Origin of the sequence: Stenotrophomonas rhizophila (assembly GCF_000661955.1) — a bacterium.
In the GTDB taxonomy this organism is placed as follows: Bacteria; Pseudomonadota; Gammaproteobacteria; order Xanthomonadales; family Xanthomonadaceae; genus Stenotrophomonas; species Stenotrophomonas rhizophila.
Genome location: NZ_CP007597.1, coordinates 2,262,591 through 2,279,099, shown reverse-complemented (window position 1 = coordinate 2,279,099; position 16,509 = coordinate 2,262,591). Strand labels below are relative to the sequence as shown.

The 16,509-nt window shown below is 67.5% G+C and carries 10 protein-coding genes; 9 read left to right on the top strand and 1 reads right to left on the bottom strand.

Annotation, left to right across the window (positions count from 1 at the left end; translation table 11 throughout):
- Positions 1–6: 6 nt before the first annotated feature.
- The 6 genes from DX03_RS09730 to DX03_RS09705 all read left to right on the top strand — a co-directional run bounded on the left by DX03_RS09730 (position 7) and on the right by DX03_RS09705 (position 9,509).
- Positions 7–1,008 (top strand): cupin-like domain-containing protein, encoded by a 1,002-nt coding sequence (locus tag DX03_RS09730; protein ID WP_038692199.1) that lies wholly within the window; start codon positions 7–9, stop codon positions 1,006–1,008.
- Positions 1,009–1,021: 13 nt separating this feature from the next.
- On the top strand, positions 1,022–2,551 hold the full coding sequence (locus DX03_RS09725; RefSeq protein WP_051598823.1) for a tryptophan halogenase family protein: 1,530 nt from the start codon (positions 1,022–1,024) through the stop codon (positions 2,549–2,551).
- A gap of 65 nt (positions 2,552–2,616) precedes the next feature.
- Positions 2,617–4,110, top strand: a complete 1,494-nt coding sequence (gene xylB / locus DX03_RS09720) for a xylulokinase (protein ID WP_038688294.1) — start codon at positions 2,617–2,619, stop codon at positions 4,108–4,110.
- Between the two features lie 46 nt (positions 4,111–4,156).
- Entirely contained in the window at positions 4,157–5,491 is a 1,335-nt protein-coding gene (gene xylA / locus DX03_RS09715) for a xylose isomerase (RefSeq protein ID WP_038688292.1), read from the top strand.
- Between the two features lie 47 nt (positions 5,492–5,538).
- Positions 5,539–6,948, top strand: a complete 1,410-nt coding sequence (locus DX03_RS09710; RefSeq protein ID WP_038688290.1) for a sugar porter family MFS transporter — start codon at positions 5,539–5,541, stop codon at positions 6,946–6,948.
- Complete coding sequence (locus DX03_RS09705; protein ID WP_038688289.1) at positions 6,945–9,509, top strand: glycoside hydrolase family 3 protein; 2,565 nt, start codon at positions 6,945–6,947, stop codon at positions 9,507–9,509. The genes DX03_RS09710 and DX03_RS09705 overlap by 4 nt, the downstream gene beginning before the upstream one ends.
- Positions 9,510–9,526: 17 nt before the next feature.
- Here DX03_RS09705 and DX03_RS09700 read toward each other — a convergent pair whose 3' ends face one another.
- A complete protein-coding gene (locus DX03_RS09700; RefSeq protein WP_038692195.1) occupies positions 9,527–10,582 on the bottom strand; it encodes a LacI family DNA-binding transcriptional regulator in 1,056 nt (351 codons plus the stop codon).
- Positions 10,583–10,708: 126 nt separating this feature from the next.
- On the opposite strand from DX03_RS09700, the gene DX03_RS09695 reads away from it, so the two are divergent.
- From DX03_RS09695 to DX03_RS09685, 3 genes are read left to right on the top strand one after another with little or no spacing between them, the layout of a single operon-like run.
- On the top strand, positions 10,709–12,802 hold the full coding sequence (locus DX03_RS09695) for an alpha-glucuronidase family glycosyl hydrolase (RefSeq protein ID WP_038692193.1): 2,094 nt from the start codon (positions 10,709–10,711) through the stop codon (positions 12,800–12,802).
- Positions 12,799–14,811 carry a sialate O-acetylesterase gene (locus DX03_RS09690; protein ID WP_038688287.1) on the top strand — a complete coding sequence of 671 codons (2,013 nt, stop codon included), beginning with the start codon at positions 12,799–12,801 and terminating at the stop codon, positions 14,809–14,811. Before DX03_RS09695 ends, DX03_RS09690 begins: the two co-directional genes overlap by 4 nt.
- Positions 14,811–16,508, top strand: coding sequence for a glycoside hydrolase family 43 protein (locus tag DX03_RS09685; protein ID WP_038688285.1), 1,698 nt, complete (start codon positions 14,811–14,813; stop codon positions 16,506–16,508). The genes DX03_RS09690 and DX03_RS09685 overlap by 1 nt, the downstream gene beginning before the upstream one ends.
- Position 16,509: the final 1 nt, after the last annotated feature.

The following is a 16,509-nucleotide window of genomic DNA, read 5'->3' as shown; positions in this document are numbered from 1 at the left end:
GCCGCCATGCAGACCCTGGAAGGCCTGGACCCGGCCGCACTGCCGATGGAGGCGTTGGTGGCCGCGGGGGTGCCGGTGGTACTGCGAGGCATCGCGCGCAACTGGGGGGTGGTGCAGGCCGGGCTGCGCTCCACGCACGAGGCGATGGCCTACCTGCGCGGCTTTGATGCCGGCGTGCCCGTTCCGTATTCCTTTGGCGGCCCCGAGATTGAAGGACGTCCGTTCTACAACGCCGATTTCACCCGGTTGAACGTGGAGGTCCGGCGTGGATTGCTGACGCAGGTGCTCGACGAGATTGCCGACACCTTCGACGACCCGAAGCCACCCACCTATTACGTGGCGTCGCTGCTGATTGATCGGGCGCTTCCCGGGTTTGCGCAGTCCAACGACGCCGGTTTGGCGGGGCAGGGCATCGAGGCGTCGGCCAGCATCTGGATCGGCAACCGCGTGACTGCTTCCTGCCATTTCGACACCCCCGAGAACCTGGCGTGCTGCGTAGTGGGCCGACGCCGGTTCACCCTGTTTCCGCCGGAGCAGATCGACAATCTGTACCCGGGGCCGCTGGAGCCCACGCCGGGTGGCCAGGTGGTCAGCGTGGTGGATATGGACCGCCCGGACTTCGCGCGCCATCCCCGGTTCCGTGACGCGCTCGCAAGCGCGCAGACGGCCGTGCTGGAGCCCGGCGATGCGATCTTCATTCCGAGCATGTGGTGGCACCACGTGCGCAGCCTGATGCCGTTCAACGTGCTGGTGAACTACTGGTGGCGCAGTTCGCCGCACTTTCTTTCCTCGCCGCTGCCGGCGCTCCAGCATGCAATGTGGGCGCTGCGCGATCTGCCGCCCCGCCAGAAACAGGCATGGTCTGAGATCTTCGCGTACTACGTTTTCGGTCCCGGCGAACGCGCAGGTCAGCACCTGCCGGACGTGGCCCGGGGTGAGCTGGCGCCGTTCGACGAGACACAGGCACGGCGCACGCGCGCCCAACTGCTGGCTCGACTCAACCGCTGATGGGAGCATTGCATTGAACGTGGCGGACACAACACAGGCGCGGATCCGCAAGGTGGTCATCGCCGGCGGCGGTACGGCTGGCTGGCTGGCCGGCTGTGCGCTGTCCCATCAGTTCCGCGACCAGCTGGACATCACCCTGGTGGAGTCCGAGCAGATCGGCACCGTGGGTGTCGGCGAGTCGACGGTGCCGCCCATCCGTACCTTCCACCGCTTTCTGCAGATCGACGAGCAGGAGTTCCTGCGCGCCGTCGCCGGCACGTTCAAGCTTTCGATCTCGTTCGAGAACTGGCGTCGCCCCGGGGACCGATTCATCCACCCGTTCGGCACCATCGGGCAGGGCACCTGGGCCACGCCGTTCCACCATTTCTGGCTGGACAGCCTGCGCCGCGGCATGCCGTCGGACCTGGGCGACTTCTGCCTGGAGAGCGTCGCCTCACGCGGCGACCAGTTCTCGCTGGAGACCCAACCCGCGCTCAACTACGCGTATCACTTCGACGCCGGGCTGTATGCCAGGTTCCTGCGACGCAAGGCCGAAGGGCATGGCCTGCGACGGGTGGAGGGAAAGATCCGGGAGGTCCGGCAGCACGCGCATGACGGCTCCGTGGCGGCCTTGGTGCTGGAAGACGGGCAGGTCATCGAGGGCGACCTGTTCATCGACTGCACCGGGTTCCGCGGGTTGTTGACCGAGCAGACCCTGCATACCGGCTATGAGGACTGGCACGAATGGTTGCCCAGTGATCGCGCCGTTGCGGTGCAGACCGAGGCGGTCGCGCCGCCCGTTCCGTACACCCGCGCCATTGCACACGAGGCCGGCTGGCGGTGGCATATCGCGCTTCAGCACCGGGTTGGATGCGGGCTGGTGTTCTCCAGCCGGCACATGTCCGATGACGAGGCGCAGGCCAAGCTGCTGCGTGATGTTGACGGTCCGCCTCTGCGCGATCCCTGGTTGGTGCCGTTCCGCAGCGGGCGCCGGCTGAAGGCGTGGAACAAGAATGTGGTGGCGCTCGGGCTTGCCAGTGGCTTCATCGAGCCGCTGGAATCGACCAGCATCCACCTGACCATCAGTGCCGTGGTCCGCCTGATCCAGCTGTTCCCGATCGACGGCATCAGCCCGGCGCTGGTGGCGCTATACAACGATGTCAGCCGCCAGGAAATGGAGCACGTGCGCGACTTCATCATCCTGCATTACCACGCTACCCAGCGCGACGAACCCATGTGGAAGGCCTGCCGCGAGATGGCCCTGCCGGAGTCGCTCGCGGTCCGGCTGCGCGCGTGGCGCGAACGTGCCCATGCCTGGCAGGACCCCGGTGAGTTGTTCCGCGTGGATTCCTGGACCAGCGTGTTGATGGGGCAGGGGATCCAGCCCGGTCCGCCGCACCCGCTGGCAGCGGCCATCAACGACGCAGACCTGCGGACGCTGTTGGCGCGGATCCGGCAGCCGGTGCAGCAGGCGGTCGCGACGATGCCGTCGCAGGCCGCCTTCATTGAACGCTACTGCAAGGCAGCGGCAGACGTATGGCCACGGCGCTCCGCCGTGGCGTAACAGAGCCGCATGGTGCGGCATGAAAATGGTAGCGCTACCTTCAACTACAGGTGAGGCGGAAGACGATGGATCTGGTGGCTGGAATCGACGCGGGTACGCAAAGTCTGAAGGTCGTGGTCTACGACCCTGCCGGGCGCCGTCTCATTGCCAACACCAGCGCGCCCCTGGACCTGGCGTCGGACGCCGATGGCAGCCGCGAACAGCGCCCGGCCGACTGGATCGCCGCACTGCATGCCTGCTTCCGTGCGGTTGATCCCAAGATACGGTCCCGCATCGCTGCACTGGCGGTATCCGGCCAACAGCACGGGTTCGTTCCCGTCGACGCGGCAGGGGAGGTGCTGGCACCGGCCAAGCTGTGGTGCGACACCAGCACCTCGGCGGAGTGCGTGCAGATCATGGACGCGGTGGGCGGAACAGCGCGCACCATCGCACTGGCGGGCAACCCTGTCCTGACCGGTTACACCGCGTCCAAACTGCCGTGGACGAAGGCCCACCGACCCGAGGCCTACGCGCGTCTTGCCACCATCCTGCTGCCGCACGACTACCTCAATTTCGTGTTGACCGGCCAGCGCTTCTGCGAATACGGGGATGCCTCGGGGACGGGCTGGCTGGACGTGCGGACCCGTACCTGGTCGGCCGAGCTGCTGCGCGCAACCGATCCGGACCGCGACCTGGCCGCGTGCCTGCCGCGCATCGCCGCGCCCGAGGAAGTGTTCGACATCGACCCGTCCACCGCGGCGGCGCTGGGCCTGCCCGCGACAGTGAAGGTGGCCGTTGGCGGTGGCGACAACATGATGGCCGCCATCGGGACCGGCTGCGTCGCACCGGGTCGCCTGACGGTGAGCCTGGGCACCTCGGGCACCCTGTTCGCCTACTCCGACGCCCCGGTGGTCGACCCGGACGGGGCGTGGGCCGCATTCTGTTCGTCCACCGGCGGCTGGCTGCCGCTGATCTGCACGATGAACTGCACCGTGGTGACCGAACAGGTTGCCGACGCCTTCAGCTTCAGCACGCGGTACGGCGACGGACACCTGCGCGCCACATCGCCCGGGGCCGACGGCCTGGTGATGCTGCCGTTCCTCAATGGCGAGCGCACGCCGGACCTGCCGCGTGGCAAAGGGGTATTGGCGGGTCTGGACACGACCAACATGACCCCGGCGCACTTCTACCGCGCGGCCATGGAAGGGGCGACGTACACCCTGAAATATGGCTACGACGCCTTTGTCCGCGCGGGCATGCGGTTCGACCGCATCGTGCTGACCGGTGGCGGCAGCAACAGTGCGCAGTGGCGGCAGATGGTGGCCGATGTGTTCGGCCTGCCGGTGGACGTACCGACCCAGCCCGAGGGCGCGGCGTTCGGTGCGGCATTGCAGGCGCTGTGGGCCTTGGGCCAGGCGCGTGGTGACGCTGCCTCCATCGCCGACATAGCGGACCGGCACGTGGCGGTGGACCCGCTGCAGTCCGCACAGCCCGATCCGGCGCGTACAGCCGCCTACGCCGCGGCGTATGCCCGTTTTCTGCGCCATCTCGATGCCATCACGCCGTTGTATCGCGGCTGATATCCCCTTTTTCGCGACACCTCGCACAACGACAGGAAGACGCACCATGAGCAACCAGCCCTTCATCGGCGGCAAGGAATACTTCCCCGGCATCGGCCGCATCCCCTTCGAAGGCCGGGGCTCGGACAATCCCCTTGCCTTCAAGGTCTATGACGCGAACAAGGTCATCGGGGGCAAAACCATGCAGGACCACCTGCGTTTTGCGGCCTGCTACTGGCACACGTTCTGCAACGCCGGCCATGATCCGTTTGGCCCGGGCACGCGCCACTTCCCGTGGGAGACCGGCACGCCGATGGGCACCGCCGAGGCGAAGGTGGACGCGGCGTTCGAATTCTTCACCAAGCTCGGCGTGCCGTACTGGTGCTTCCACGATATCGACTTGGCGCCGGACGCCGAGGATGTCGGCGCGTACGAAAAGAACCTGAAGCACATGGTGGGATTGGCCAAAGAGCGCCAGGACGCGACCGGCATGAAGCTGCTGTGGGGCACGGCCAACCTGTTCTCGCACCCCCGCTACATGAACGGTGCCTCCACGAATCCGGATTTCGCGGTGGTCGCGCGTGCCGCCGTACAGGTGAAGGCGGCGCTGGACGCCACGGTTGAATTGGGTGGCGAGCACTACGTGTTCTGGGGCGGCCGCGAAGGCTACGGTTCCCTGGCCAACACGCTGATGAAGCGTGAGGTCGACCACTTCGCGCGGTTCCTCACCATGGCGCGCGACTATGGCCGCAGCATCGGGCTGAAGGGCAATTTCCTGATCGAGCCCAAGCCGATGGAACCGATGAAGCACCAGTACGACTTCGACAGCGCCACCGTGGTCGGCTTCCTGAAGGAGCATGGCCTGGACAAGGACTTCAAGCTCAATATCGAGGCCAACCACGCCACGCTGTCCGGTCACACCTTCGAGCACGACCTGCAGGTCGCTTCGGATCATGGCCTGCTGGGCAGTATCGACGCCAACCGCGGCAATGCCCAGAACGGCTGGGATACCGACCAGTTCCCGACCGACCTGTACGACACCGTGGGCGCGATGCTGGTGGTGCTGCGCCAGGGGGGGCTGGAAGGCGGCTTGAACTTTGATGCCAAGGTGCGGCGCGAATCCACCGATCTGGAGGACCTGTTCATTGCCCACATCGGTGGCATGGATGCGTTCGCCCGCGGGCTGGAAGTGGCTCATGCGCTGCTGAACGACTCGCCCCTGGAGCAGTGGCGCAAGGCGCGTTACGCCAGCTTCGACAGTGGGTCCGGCGAGCAGTTCGCGCGCGGCGCGCTCAGCCTTGCCGACTTGGCCGCACTGGGTGCCAAGGGCGGTGAACCCACGCAGATCAGCGGCAAGCAGGAACGTTACGAGAACCTGATCAACCAGTACCTGCTGCGCTGAGCGTTGCAGTTTGCATTGATGACACCGGACCGGAGAAGGGCAGGGTAATGGACCAGGCAATGAAGGGCGGCGAGAACACCCGCCTGATTGTAGTGATCAGCGTGGTGGCGACGATTGGCGGATTCCTGTTCGGGTTCGACAGCGGGGTGATCAACGGCACCCAGGACGGGCTGCACCAGACCTTCAAATCCGGCGAGTGGATGCAGGGGTTCGAGATCGCATCGATGCTGTTGGGCTGCGCGGTCGGTGCCTTCAGCGCCGGCCGTCTGGCCGACCGCCTGGGGCGCCGCAACGTGCTGATCGTCTCGGCAGTGCTGTTCCTGCTGTCGGCGATCGGCGCAGGTGCGGCGTCGTCCTCGGCCATGTTCATCGTCGCGCGGGTGATGGGCGGCTTTGCGGTGGGAGCGGCGAGTGTGATCTCGCCGGCCTACATCGCCGAAGTGGCGCCAGCGCGGTACCGCGGCCGCCTGGCCACGGTGCAGCAGATCGCCATCATCAGCGGGCTCACCGTCGCGTTCCTGTCCAACTATCTGTTGGCAGCCACGGCGGGTGCGTCCACCGAAGCGCTGTGGGGCGGGTACGCAGCGTGGCGCTGGATGTTCTGGATGCAGGCGGTGCCGTCGCTGCTGTTCCTGGCGCTGTTGCTGACCATTCCGGAAAGCCCGCGCTATCTGGCGGTGAAGCGCCGCAAGGACGAGGCGCTGCAGGTGCTGACGCGGCTGTTCGGCGCTGCCGAGGCGCAGGCAAAGCTGGCCGAGATCGACGCCTCGCTGTCGACCGACCATCACCGCCCGCGGCTGTCGGATCTCCTCAGCAAGGCGACCGGCCGGGTCCGCCCGATTGTCTGGGTCGGCATCGGCCTGGCCACCTTCCAGCAGCTGGTCGGTATCAACGTGGTGTTCTACTACGGTGCCGTGCTCTGGCAAGCGGTCGGCTTCTCCGAGAACGACGCGCTGATGATCAACGTGTTGTCCGGCGCACTCAGCATCGGCGCCTGCATCGTCACCGTGCTGCTGATCGATCGCATCGGGCGCAAGCCGTTGCTCTGGGCTGGCTCGGCCGGCATGGCGGTGTCGTTGGCGCTGTTGGTGGTGGCCTTCGCCAGCGGCTCCCTGGTCGATACACACCTGCAGCTGCCGCCGGGCATGGGCACGCTGGCGCTGGTGGCGGCCAATGCCTACGTGGTGTTCTTCAACATCTCCTGGGGGCCGGTGATGTGGGTGATGCTGGGCGAAATGTTCCCCAACCAGATCCGTGGCTCCGGGCTGGCCGTGGCGGGGGCGGCGCAGTGGACCGCGAATTTCGCCGTCACGGTGACCTTCCCCATTCTGCTGGCGGGGACCGGGCTGGCCACGACGTACAGCATTTACCTGGTGGCGGCCGTCATCTCGATCTTCTTCGTGCTCAGGTACGTGCACGAAACCAAGGGCAAGGAACTGGAGCAGATGGAAGGATGAACGCGATGACCCATCAAGGCGCTGCACGCGCCCCGAAGACCGTGCTGCTGACCGCGCTGCTGCTGGTACTGGCCGCCTGCGGGAAGGATGACAAGGCGCCCGCGTCTGCGACGGCGGCCCCCGATCCATGGCCGGAGGTCACCTGGCCGCTGGCCGAGGACGCCGCGCTGGAAAAGCGCATCACCGACCTGATGGCGACCATGACGGTAGAGGAAAAGGTCGGCCAGCTGGTGCAGGGGGATATTGCCAGCATCACGCCGGATGATCTCCGCAAGTACCGGCTTGGCTCGATCCTGGCCGGCGGCAACTCCGACCCGGGCGGCCGTTACGATGCGTCGCCGGCCGAGTGGCTGGCGCTCGCCGACGCCTTCTATGCGGCATCGATGGATACCTCGCAGGGGGGTAAGGCGATTCCGGTGCTGTTCGGCATCGATGCCGTGCACGGGCAGAGCAACATCATCGGTGCGACCCTGTTCCCGCACAACATCGGCCTGGGTGCGACCCGCAATCCGGAACTGCTGCGGCGCATCGGTGAGATCACCGCGCTGGAGACCCGTGCCACCGGCATGGAGTGGGCGTTCGCACCGACCGTGGCCGTCCCGCAGGATGACCGCTGGGGGCGCACCTATGAGGGCTACTCCGAATCACCCGACGTGGTGGCCAGCTATGCCGGTGCGATGGTCGAGGGCCTGCAGGGCAAGGTGGGCACGCCTGCCTTCCTGGACGGTCGCCATGTGATCGCGTCGGTAAAGCACTTCCTCGGCGACGGTGGCACGGCCGATGGCAAGGACCAGGGCGATACCCAGGTCAGCGAGGCCGAGCTGGTACGTATCCACGCGGCCGGGTATCCACCGGCGATTGCCGCGGGCGCACAGACCGTCATGGCGTCCTTCAACAGCGTCAACGGTGAAAAGATGCACGGTCACAAGCCGTACCTGACCGATGCGTTGAAGGGCCGCATGCATTTCGGTGGGTTCGTGGTGGGCGACTGGAACGGCCACGGGCAGGTCAAGGGCTGCACCACCACCGATTGCCCGGCCACCCTCAATGCCGGCCTGGACATGGCCATGGCGTCGGACAGCTGGAAGGGCTTCTATGAGACCACGCTGGCCGCAGTGAAGGCGGGCACCATCGCCCCGCAACGCCTGGACGATGCGGTGCGTCGGATCCTGCGGGTCAAGATGCGGCTGGGTCTGTTCGAGGCGGGCACGCCATCCTCGCGCGCGGTCGGTGGCCAGTTCGCGCTCATCGGCGCCCCGGCGCATCGTGAGGTCGCACGGCAGGCAGTGCGTGAATCGCTGGTGTTGCTGAAGAACCAGGGCGGCGTGCTGCCGTTGTCGCCGAAGCAACGCATCCTCGTCGCCGGTGACGGTGCCAACGACGTCGGCAAGCAGGCGGGCGGATGGACGCTGAACTGGCAGGGCACCGGCACCACCCGCAAGGATTTCCCGAATGCAGACACCATCTTCGAGGGCATTGCGCAGCAGGCCAAGGCCGCTGGCGGTCAGGCGGAGCTGGCGGTGGACGGCAAGTATGCGACCAAGCCGGACGTCGCCGTGGTGGTGTTCGGGGAGAACCCCTATGCAGAGTTCCAGGGAGATCTGCCGACACTGGCCTACAAGCCGGGGGACGACGCCGATCTTGCGTTGATCAAGCGACTGAAGGCCGAGGGCATTCCGGTGGTCGCGGTGTTCCTGAGCGGGCGCCCGCTGTGGGTGAACCGGGAAATCAATGCCGCCGACGCGTTCGTGGCGGCGTGGCTGCCCGGCTCGGAAGGCGCCGGCATTGCCGATGTGCTGATGCGTGGGCCGGGAGGCGATGTGCAGCACGACTTCAAGGGCAAGTTGAGCTTCAGCTGGCCGCGCACGGCAACGCAGTACGTCAACAATGTGGGGCAGAAGGACTACGCCCCGCAGTTCGCCTTCGGTTTCGGCCTGACTTACGCCGATAACGGCGATCTGGCCGCGTTGCCGGAAGTGTCCGGCGTTACCGGCAATGAAGGCGCGGGCGGCGTGTTCTTCGCGCGCGGTGATGCCGGCGCCGGCATGGCGCTGCGGCTGGAAGGCAGCACGGGGCAGGGCGTGACCGTCACCAAGGTGCCGGAGTTCCTCGATGGGGACCTGCTGCAGGTCACCGGCGTGGATCACCTGGCGCAGGAAGACGGTCGTCGGCTTGCGTGGACGGGCAAGGGCGAGGCGATTGCCGCGTTGCAGTCGCACACGGCGCTGGACCTGCAGCGCGAGAGCAACGGCGACCTGATGCTGTTGACCACGTTGCGCGTTGACGCCGCACCCCAGGGCGAGGCGTGGTTGTCGGTAGGCTGCGGTGCGGGCTGCTCGGCACGTGTTGCGCTTGGACCGACGCTGGCCAAGCTGCCCAAGGGTCAATGGACGCGCGTGGGCGTGCCCTTGAAGTGCCTGGCGGCGGCAGGCGCGGATGTCGGCAAGCTGGATCGCCCCTGGTCCATCGGGACGGCGGGCGCGATGACGCTCTCGGTGTCACGCGTCGCCCTGGGTGCCTTGAACGAGGCGGAGGCCACCATCGCATGCCCGGGCGCGTGACGATGCGTCGTGCGGCATCAGCGTTTCGGTGGGCGCGCGACCGAGTCGCGCACCACCAGCCGGTGCGGCATGACGTGGTCGGTCAACACGCGCGTGTCCTCGCCCTTGCGGCGGATGGTGCGCAACAGGATATCGATGGCAGCGTCGGCCATTGCGGCGATGGGTTGGTGGATGGTGGTCAGCTCGGGCCAGACGGTGGTGGCGGCCGAGGTGTCATCGAAGCCCACCACCGACAGGTCGCGGGGCACGTCCAGGCCGCGCCGGTGCGCGACGGAGATCACCGCCGCACCCATATCGTCGTTGCTGGCGAAGATCGCGGTGGGCGGCTGGCGCTGGGCCAGCAGCTTCTCGGCGGCGGCGAGCCCCGAGCGGTAGGTGTAGTCGCCCTGCTGCACCAGGCTGGGATCAACCTCCAGCCCGGCCGCGTGCAAGGCCGTCACAAAGCCGTCGTAGCGCCGTGCACTGGCACTGAGGTCCTTGCGCCCGCAGATGAAACCGATGCGGCTGTGGCCGTGCTGGATCAGGTGTTCGGCCAGTTCCCTGCCGGCCTGGAAGTCGTCGATGCGCACGCAGGAGATGCCGTTGCCCAGGTGGCCCGGTGCGATCGCGACCACCTGGATGCCGGCCTTGATGAGCTCGGTCACCGCCGGCTGCGACTCGCACAGCGGGGGCGGCAGGATGACGCCATCCACACGGCCGGCCAAGGCACGCGCGGCCTTGCGCTCGGCGGCGGGCTCGAAATCCTCCCAGTAGTCGACCACCAGCTGGATGGCAGCGTTGGACGCCACACGCAGCAGGCCGACCAGCAGTTCGCGCAGGTAAGCGCCACTGGGATTGGTGTAGATCAGCGCAATGCGCGTGTGCTGTGCGGCGGCCAGCGTGCTGGCGGCCAGGTTGGGCGTATAGCCCAGTTCGCGCACCGCGCGCATCACGCGTTCGCGGGTGTCATCGCGCACTTTGCCCTGGTTGATCGCCCGCGAGACCGTCATCGGCGACACCCCGGCCAGGGCTGCCACCTCGTCGATCGTCACGCCACTGGTTTTGCGACGGACGGATTTCTTCGGCTTGTCCAATACGCGCTCCCGTTTTTCGTTGCGACGCTGGCGCATCGAAGGCACGTCCGGAGCTTACAAGGTTTGCTGTCCCCACTGCGGTTCCGCTGGGATGTCGAGCGGTGTCATTGCATGGTGGGTGCGGTGATGGCGTTGTTGGCGTGCACCGGCACCGTGCACGCGGAGGATGGCTACGCGCTCTGGATGCGTTACGCGCCCCTCGAACCCGCGCTGGCGGCCGACTACCACACGCGCTTGGCGGAGGTGGTAGCCCCGGACCAGACACCCATCCAGCGTGCCGCGCGCGAGGAGCTGGAACGTGGTCTCACGGGTCTGACAGGCAGCGCGCCGCGGATGCATGTCGCCCCTGCCATCAAGCCGTCACTGGTCATCGGCACACCGCAGTCGTCGACCTTGATCGCGCCGTTACGCCAGGAGCTTGGTGCGCTGGGCGACGAAGGCTATCTGCTCCGGCAGACCCGCATCGACGGGCGCGAGGTAATGCTGGTCGCCGCACGCCGGGACATCGGCGTGCTGTACGGCGTGTTCCATCTGCTGCGACTGCTGCAGACCGGCGCATCACTGGATGCGCTGGAGGTACGCGAATCGCCGCGGATGCGGCTGCGGGTGCTCAACCACTGGGACAACCTGGACGGCCATGTCGAACGCGGCTATGCCGGTCACTCGCTGTGGGACTGGCAGACGCTGCCGGAGTGGCACGACCCGCGCTACACCGACTACGCACGCGCCAACGCCGCGGTGGGTATCAACGGCACCGTGCTCAACAACGTGAACGCCAATGCGCAGAGCCTGGCGCCGGACTACCTCGCCAAAGCGGCGACGCTGGCGGACATGTTCCGGCCCTACGGCATCCGCGTGTACCTCAGCGTGCGTTTCAGCGCGCCCATCGAACTGGGCGGCCTGAAAACCGCCGATCCGCGCGATCCGGACGTACAGCGCTGGTGGCAGCACAAGGCCGACGAGATTTACGCGCGCATTCCGGATTTCGGCGGCTTCCTGGTGAAGGCCAATTCCGAAGGGCAGCCCGGTCCGCAGGACTACGGCCGCTCGCACGCCGACGGCGCCAACCTGTTGGCCGATGCGCTGGCTCCGCATGGCGGCGTGGTGATGTGGCGGGCGTTCGTCTACGCGCACGATGTTCCTGCCGACCGTGCCACACAGGCGTACACCGAATTCGCGGGGCTGGACGGCACCTTCCGCCCGAAGGTGATCCTGCAGGTGAAGAACGGGCCCATCGACTTCCAGCCCCGCGAGCCGTTCCACCCGCTGTTCGGGGCCATGCCGCGTACGCCGCTGATGATGGAAGTGCAGATCACCAAGGAATACCTCGGCTTCGCCACGCATCTGGTGTACCTGGGGCCGCTGTACGAAGAGGTGCTGCAGTCCCACACCCGTGGACCGGGCGCCACGGTGGCGCAGGCGCTGACCGGCATGGCCGGCGTCGCCAACATCGGCGCGGATCGCACCTGGAGTGGCTCGCACTTCGACCCCGCCAACTGGTATGCCTTCGGCAGGCTGGCATGGAATCCGCAGCAGTCGGCCCGCGCCATCGCGACAGACTGGGCGGCGATGACCTTCTCGCCAGACCCCGCGGTCGTGCAGCCCATTGTCGGGATGATGATGGCCTCGCGGGAGGCCGCCGTGAACTACATGACCCCGCTGGGCCTGCACCACCTGATGGCACGCGGACACCACTACGGGCCCGGCCCGTGGGTCGACGGCGGCCCGCGCGCGGACTGGACGTCGGTGTACTACCACCGCGCCGACCGCGATGGCATCGGCTTCGACCGGACCGCCCGTGGCAGCAACGCGGTGGGCCAGTACGCTCCTGACGTGGCCGCGCGGTACGGCGACCTGGCGCGGGTGCCGGAGCCGCTGCTGCTGTGGTTCCATCACGTGCCGTGGGAGCACCGCATGGCGTCGGGCAAGACGTTGTGGGACGAGTTGGTCGGGCGCTATTCGCAGGGCGTGCGCCAGGTCCAGGACATGCAGGCGACCTGGGCGAGCCTGGGGGGCAGGGTGGACCCGCAACGGCATGCACAGGTCACCGCGTTCCTGCGTATCCAGCTGCGCGAAGCACAGTGGTGGCGGGATGCGAGCGTGGCGTATTTCCAGTCGGTGAGCGGCAGGCGCCTGCCTGCCGGCGAGAGCGCCCCGCCACACCCGCTGGGCTGGTACCAGCGCCTGCAGTTTCCTTCCGCGCCGGGAGATGGGAAATGAGCCATAGGACGTGGATTGGTTGGCTGCTGGCAATCGCGTTGGCGTGCTGCGTCTTGCCGTCAACGGCGCAGGAACCGGTGACGACGCTGTTGCATCCGCTGTTCCAGGACCACGCCGTACTGCAGCGTGACCAGCCGATTCCGGTCTGGGGCAGCGCTGCACCGGGCACCACGGTGTCTGTCACATTGGCAGGACGAACCGTCACCACGCGCGCGGAGGCCAGCGGTCGCTGGCAGGCACGGCTCACACCGCTCGCCGCTGGCGGTCCGTATGTACTGTCGGTGCGGGCAGGGAAGGGCAGCCAAGTGGTGCAGGATGTGCAGATGGGCGATGTCTGGTTGTGTTCCGGACAGTCGAACATGGAACTGCCGGTGTGGCGCGCGCTCGACGCGGGCAGCGAGATCGCCTCGGCCACACACCCGATGATTCGCCTGTTCACCGTGCCCAAGGCGGTGGCCACCGTGCCGCAACAGCAGTTCGGCGCGCCGGTTGCGTGGCACCCCGCGTCACCGGAGACGGTGCGCGACTTTTCTGCTGCCTGCTTCTACTTTGCGCGCGAGCTGCAGAAAACCGTCACCGTTCCGATGGGGTTGATCCAGGCAGCGTGGGGCGGTTCGCGGATCGAGGCCTGGACCAGCGCCGATGCGCTGCGCGCACAGGGCGGCATGGACCCGGCACTCGATGTGCTCGCGCTGTATGCCCGCGATCCGGCGGCGGCAAACGCACGCTGGGGCACGCAGTGGCAGCACTGGTGGGCAACGCGCGAGGGGGCGGTCGCGGACGACAGGCCCTGGCAGCCAAGTAAAGACGGCAGGGGATGGCAAACGGCGCCGGCCATGCTTGGGGCATGGGAGCGCTGGGGTGTGCCGGCGCTGTCCACCTACAACGGCATGGTCTGGTACCGCACCCAGGTAACCCTGACCGCCGCGCAGGCGGCGCAGGGCGCACGACTTGCGCTGGGCCCCATCGATGAGACGGACATGACCTGGGTGAATGGCGTGGCCGTGGGCAGCCAGTACGGTCCGGGCGAAGCGCGGTCGTATGTGCTGCCCACCGGTGTGCTGACCGCCGGTGCGAACACGGTGGTGATCAATGTGCTGGACACGTACGGCGACGGTGGCCTGGCAGGCCCTTCGGACGCCCACGCCGTGGCGCTCGACGATGGCACGCGGATCGTCCTGGATGCGCCGTGGCAGTACCGGGTCGCGCCGGGCGCGCAGGCACCGCCGTCCGCGCCGTGGCACGCCGCCACCGGCCTGTCGACGTTGTACAACGCCATGATTGCGCCGCTCGGGCGCTATGGTCTGCGCGGGATGCTGTGGTACCAAGGAGAATCCAACACCGGGGATGGCCTTGCCTACGCCGCACGGCTGCGCGGCCTGCGCGCGGACTGGCGCAGGCAGTTCGGTGCGCAGATGCCGCTGCTGGTGGTGCAGCTGGCCGGCTACGGTCAGCCGCCCGTGGCGCCGGTGGACAGTGGCTGGGCGCAGGTACGCGAGGCGCAGCGGCGGGTCGCGGCCGAAGACCCGCGCACCGGGCTTGCGCTGGCCATCGACATCGGCGATGCCTACGACATCCATCCGCCCAACAAACAGGAACTGGGCCGTCGCCTGGCCCGGGTGGCGCGCCACGTGGTGTACGGCGACCGCACGCTGGCACCCGCCGGCCCGACGGCCCGCACGGCGTCGCTCGCAGAGGGCAAGGTGCGGGTGGTGTTCGACGGTGTCACCGGCAGCCTGGCCACGACCGGTGCGAACGGCCCCATAGGATTCGAGCTCTGCGACGCCGACGCACGGCACTGTGGCTATGCCGACGCGGTGCTGGAGGGGCGTGAGGTTGTGCTGGATTGCAAGGATTGCGTGGAGCCGGCCAGCGGCCGGCACCACCGGGGCGCTGCGTTGCGTGTGCGCTATTGCTGGGCCGACGGTCCGGTCTGCACGCTGCGCGACAGCAGCGGTGCGCCGGCTGGGCCCTTCGAGCTTTCCCTTACCGCTGCTGAGGTTCGCTGATGCGTCTGCTGATGGCCACGGTCGTTCTGCTGTTGTCGGCGACGGTGTCGCCACTGGGCGCTGCGCCTGCGCCTGTGCCGCCGGTGTACTTCGATTGGTTCGAGTATTCGGGTCACGACGCGGCCTTTGAAACGCCCCTGCCAGCCGGTCACTACCGCAACCCGATCCTGGCCGGCTTCCACGCAGACCCGAGCATCGTCAGCGCGAACGGGCGCTTCTACCTGGTCAACTCCAGCTTCACCTACTTCCCGGGCATTCCGGTGTTCGAGAGCGTCGACCTGGTGCACTGGAAGCAGATCGGCAACGTGATCGACCGTCCGGGCCAGCTGGATTTCGATGGCCTGAGCGTGTCGCGCGGCATCTTCGCGCCGGCGATCGCGTACCACGACAGCATGTTCTATGTGGTCACCACCGCGGTGGACAGCGGTGGCAATTTCATCGCCACCGCGCGGGACCCTGCCGGCCCGTGGTCCGACCCGCACTGGCTGCCTGGCGTCGGCGGCATCGATCCGTCGCTGTTTTTCGACGAGGACGGCACCGTTTACCTGCTGAACAATGATGAGCCGCCCGGTCCGCAGCGCTACGAAGGCCACCGCGCCATCTGGATGCAGCAGATCGACCTGGCCACCTTCCAGCCGGTGGGGCCGCGCAAGGTGCTGATCGACGGCGGCGTGGAGCCGGCGAAGAACCCGATCTGGATCGAAGGGCCGCACCTGTACAAGCGCGACGGCTGGTACTACCTCTCCGACGCCGAGGGCGGCACCGGGCCACAGCATTCCCAGGTGGTGCTGCGCAGCCGCGACGTCTGGGGACCCTACGTGCCGTACGCGGACAATCCGATTCTCACCCAGCGCGACCTGCCCAATGACCGGCCGCTGCCAATCACCAATGCCGGGCATGCCGATCTGGTGGAAGGGCCGGACGGCTCCTGGTGGGCGGTGTTCCTTGCCAGTCGCAACTACGACACACGCCACTACAACACGGGAAGGGAGACGTATCTGCTTCCGGTGCAGTGGCGGAACGGCTGGCCGGTGATCCTGCCGGCTGGCCAGGCCATCCCGTATGCGGTCAAGGCGCCGTCGTGGATGCAGGGTGAGGCGTCGCAGGCGCCTTCCACCGGCAACTTCGTCGACCGCGACGCGTTCGATGCCCCGGTGCTGGGCACGGGATGGCTGCGCGTGCGCGTTCCGAAACAAGCCTGGGCAGACCTGCGCGGGCGGCCGGGCAGCTTGGCGGTGCATCCGCTGCCGGAGGATCTGGACACGCTGCGCAACCCAGCCTTCCTTGGGCGCCGCCAGCAGCACCTGCGCTTCGAGGCCAGCACCGCGATGACGCGCCCGGCGGCAGGGGTGGCGGCCGGCCTGGCCGCATTCCAGAGCGAGGCGTACTGGTATTTCCTTGGCGTCCGCAGCCTGGGCGGTGACCGTGTTGCGGTCTTCCTCGAAGCACGCGACGGCGGCGGCGCGACCAGGACGCTGGCCAGCCGGGAGCTGGACGCAACCCCGTCACTGCGCCTGCGGATTGCAGGTGACGAAGGCCACTATGCGTTCGCGTTCGATACCGGCGACGGCCGTGGCTGGCAGACGCTCGCCGACAACGTGGACGGCACTGTATTGAGTACTGATCGTGCCGGCGGTTTTGTCGGCGCCCTGCTGGGACCATTCGCGCGCGATGAGCGCGCCTTGAGGAGCAAATGAT

What these genes read in the sequence shown, in the direction of transcription:
- xylB (WP_038688294.1), top strand. Translation starts at nt 2,617, where the DNA reads ATGGATCTGGTGGCTGGAATCGACGCGGGTACGCAAAGTCTGAAGGTC.
- DX03_RS09690 (WP_038688287.1), top strand. Translation starts at nt 12,799, where the DNA reads ATGAGCCATAGGACGTGGATTGGTTGGCTGCTGGCAATCGCGTTGGCG.
- DX03_RS09730 (WP_038692199.1), top strand. Translation starts at nt 7, where the DNA reads ATGCAGACCCTGGAAGGCCTGGACCCGGCCGCACTGCCGATGGAGGCG.
- xylA (WP_038688292.1), top strand. Translation starts at nt 4,157, where the DNA reads ATGAGCAACCAGCCCTTCATCGGCGGCAAGGAATACTTCCCCGGCATC.
- DX03_RS09710 (WP_038688290.1), top strand. Translation starts at nt 5,539, where the DNA reads ATGGACCAGGCAATGAAGGGCGGCGAGAACACCCGCCTGATTGTAGTG.
- DX03_RS09685 (WP_038688285.1), top strand. Translation starts at nt 14,811, where the DNA reads ATGCGTCTGCTGATGGCCACGGTCGTTCTGCTGTTGTCGGCGACGGTG.
- DX03_RS09695 (WP_038692193.1), top strand. Translation starts at nt 10,709, where the DNA reads ATGGCGTTGTTGGCGTGCACCGGCACCGTGCACGCGGAGGATGGCTAC.
- DX03_RS09705 (WP_038688289.1), top strand. Translation starts at nt 6,945, where the DNA reads ATGAACGCGATGACCCATCAAGGCGCTGCACGCGCCCCGAAGACCGTG.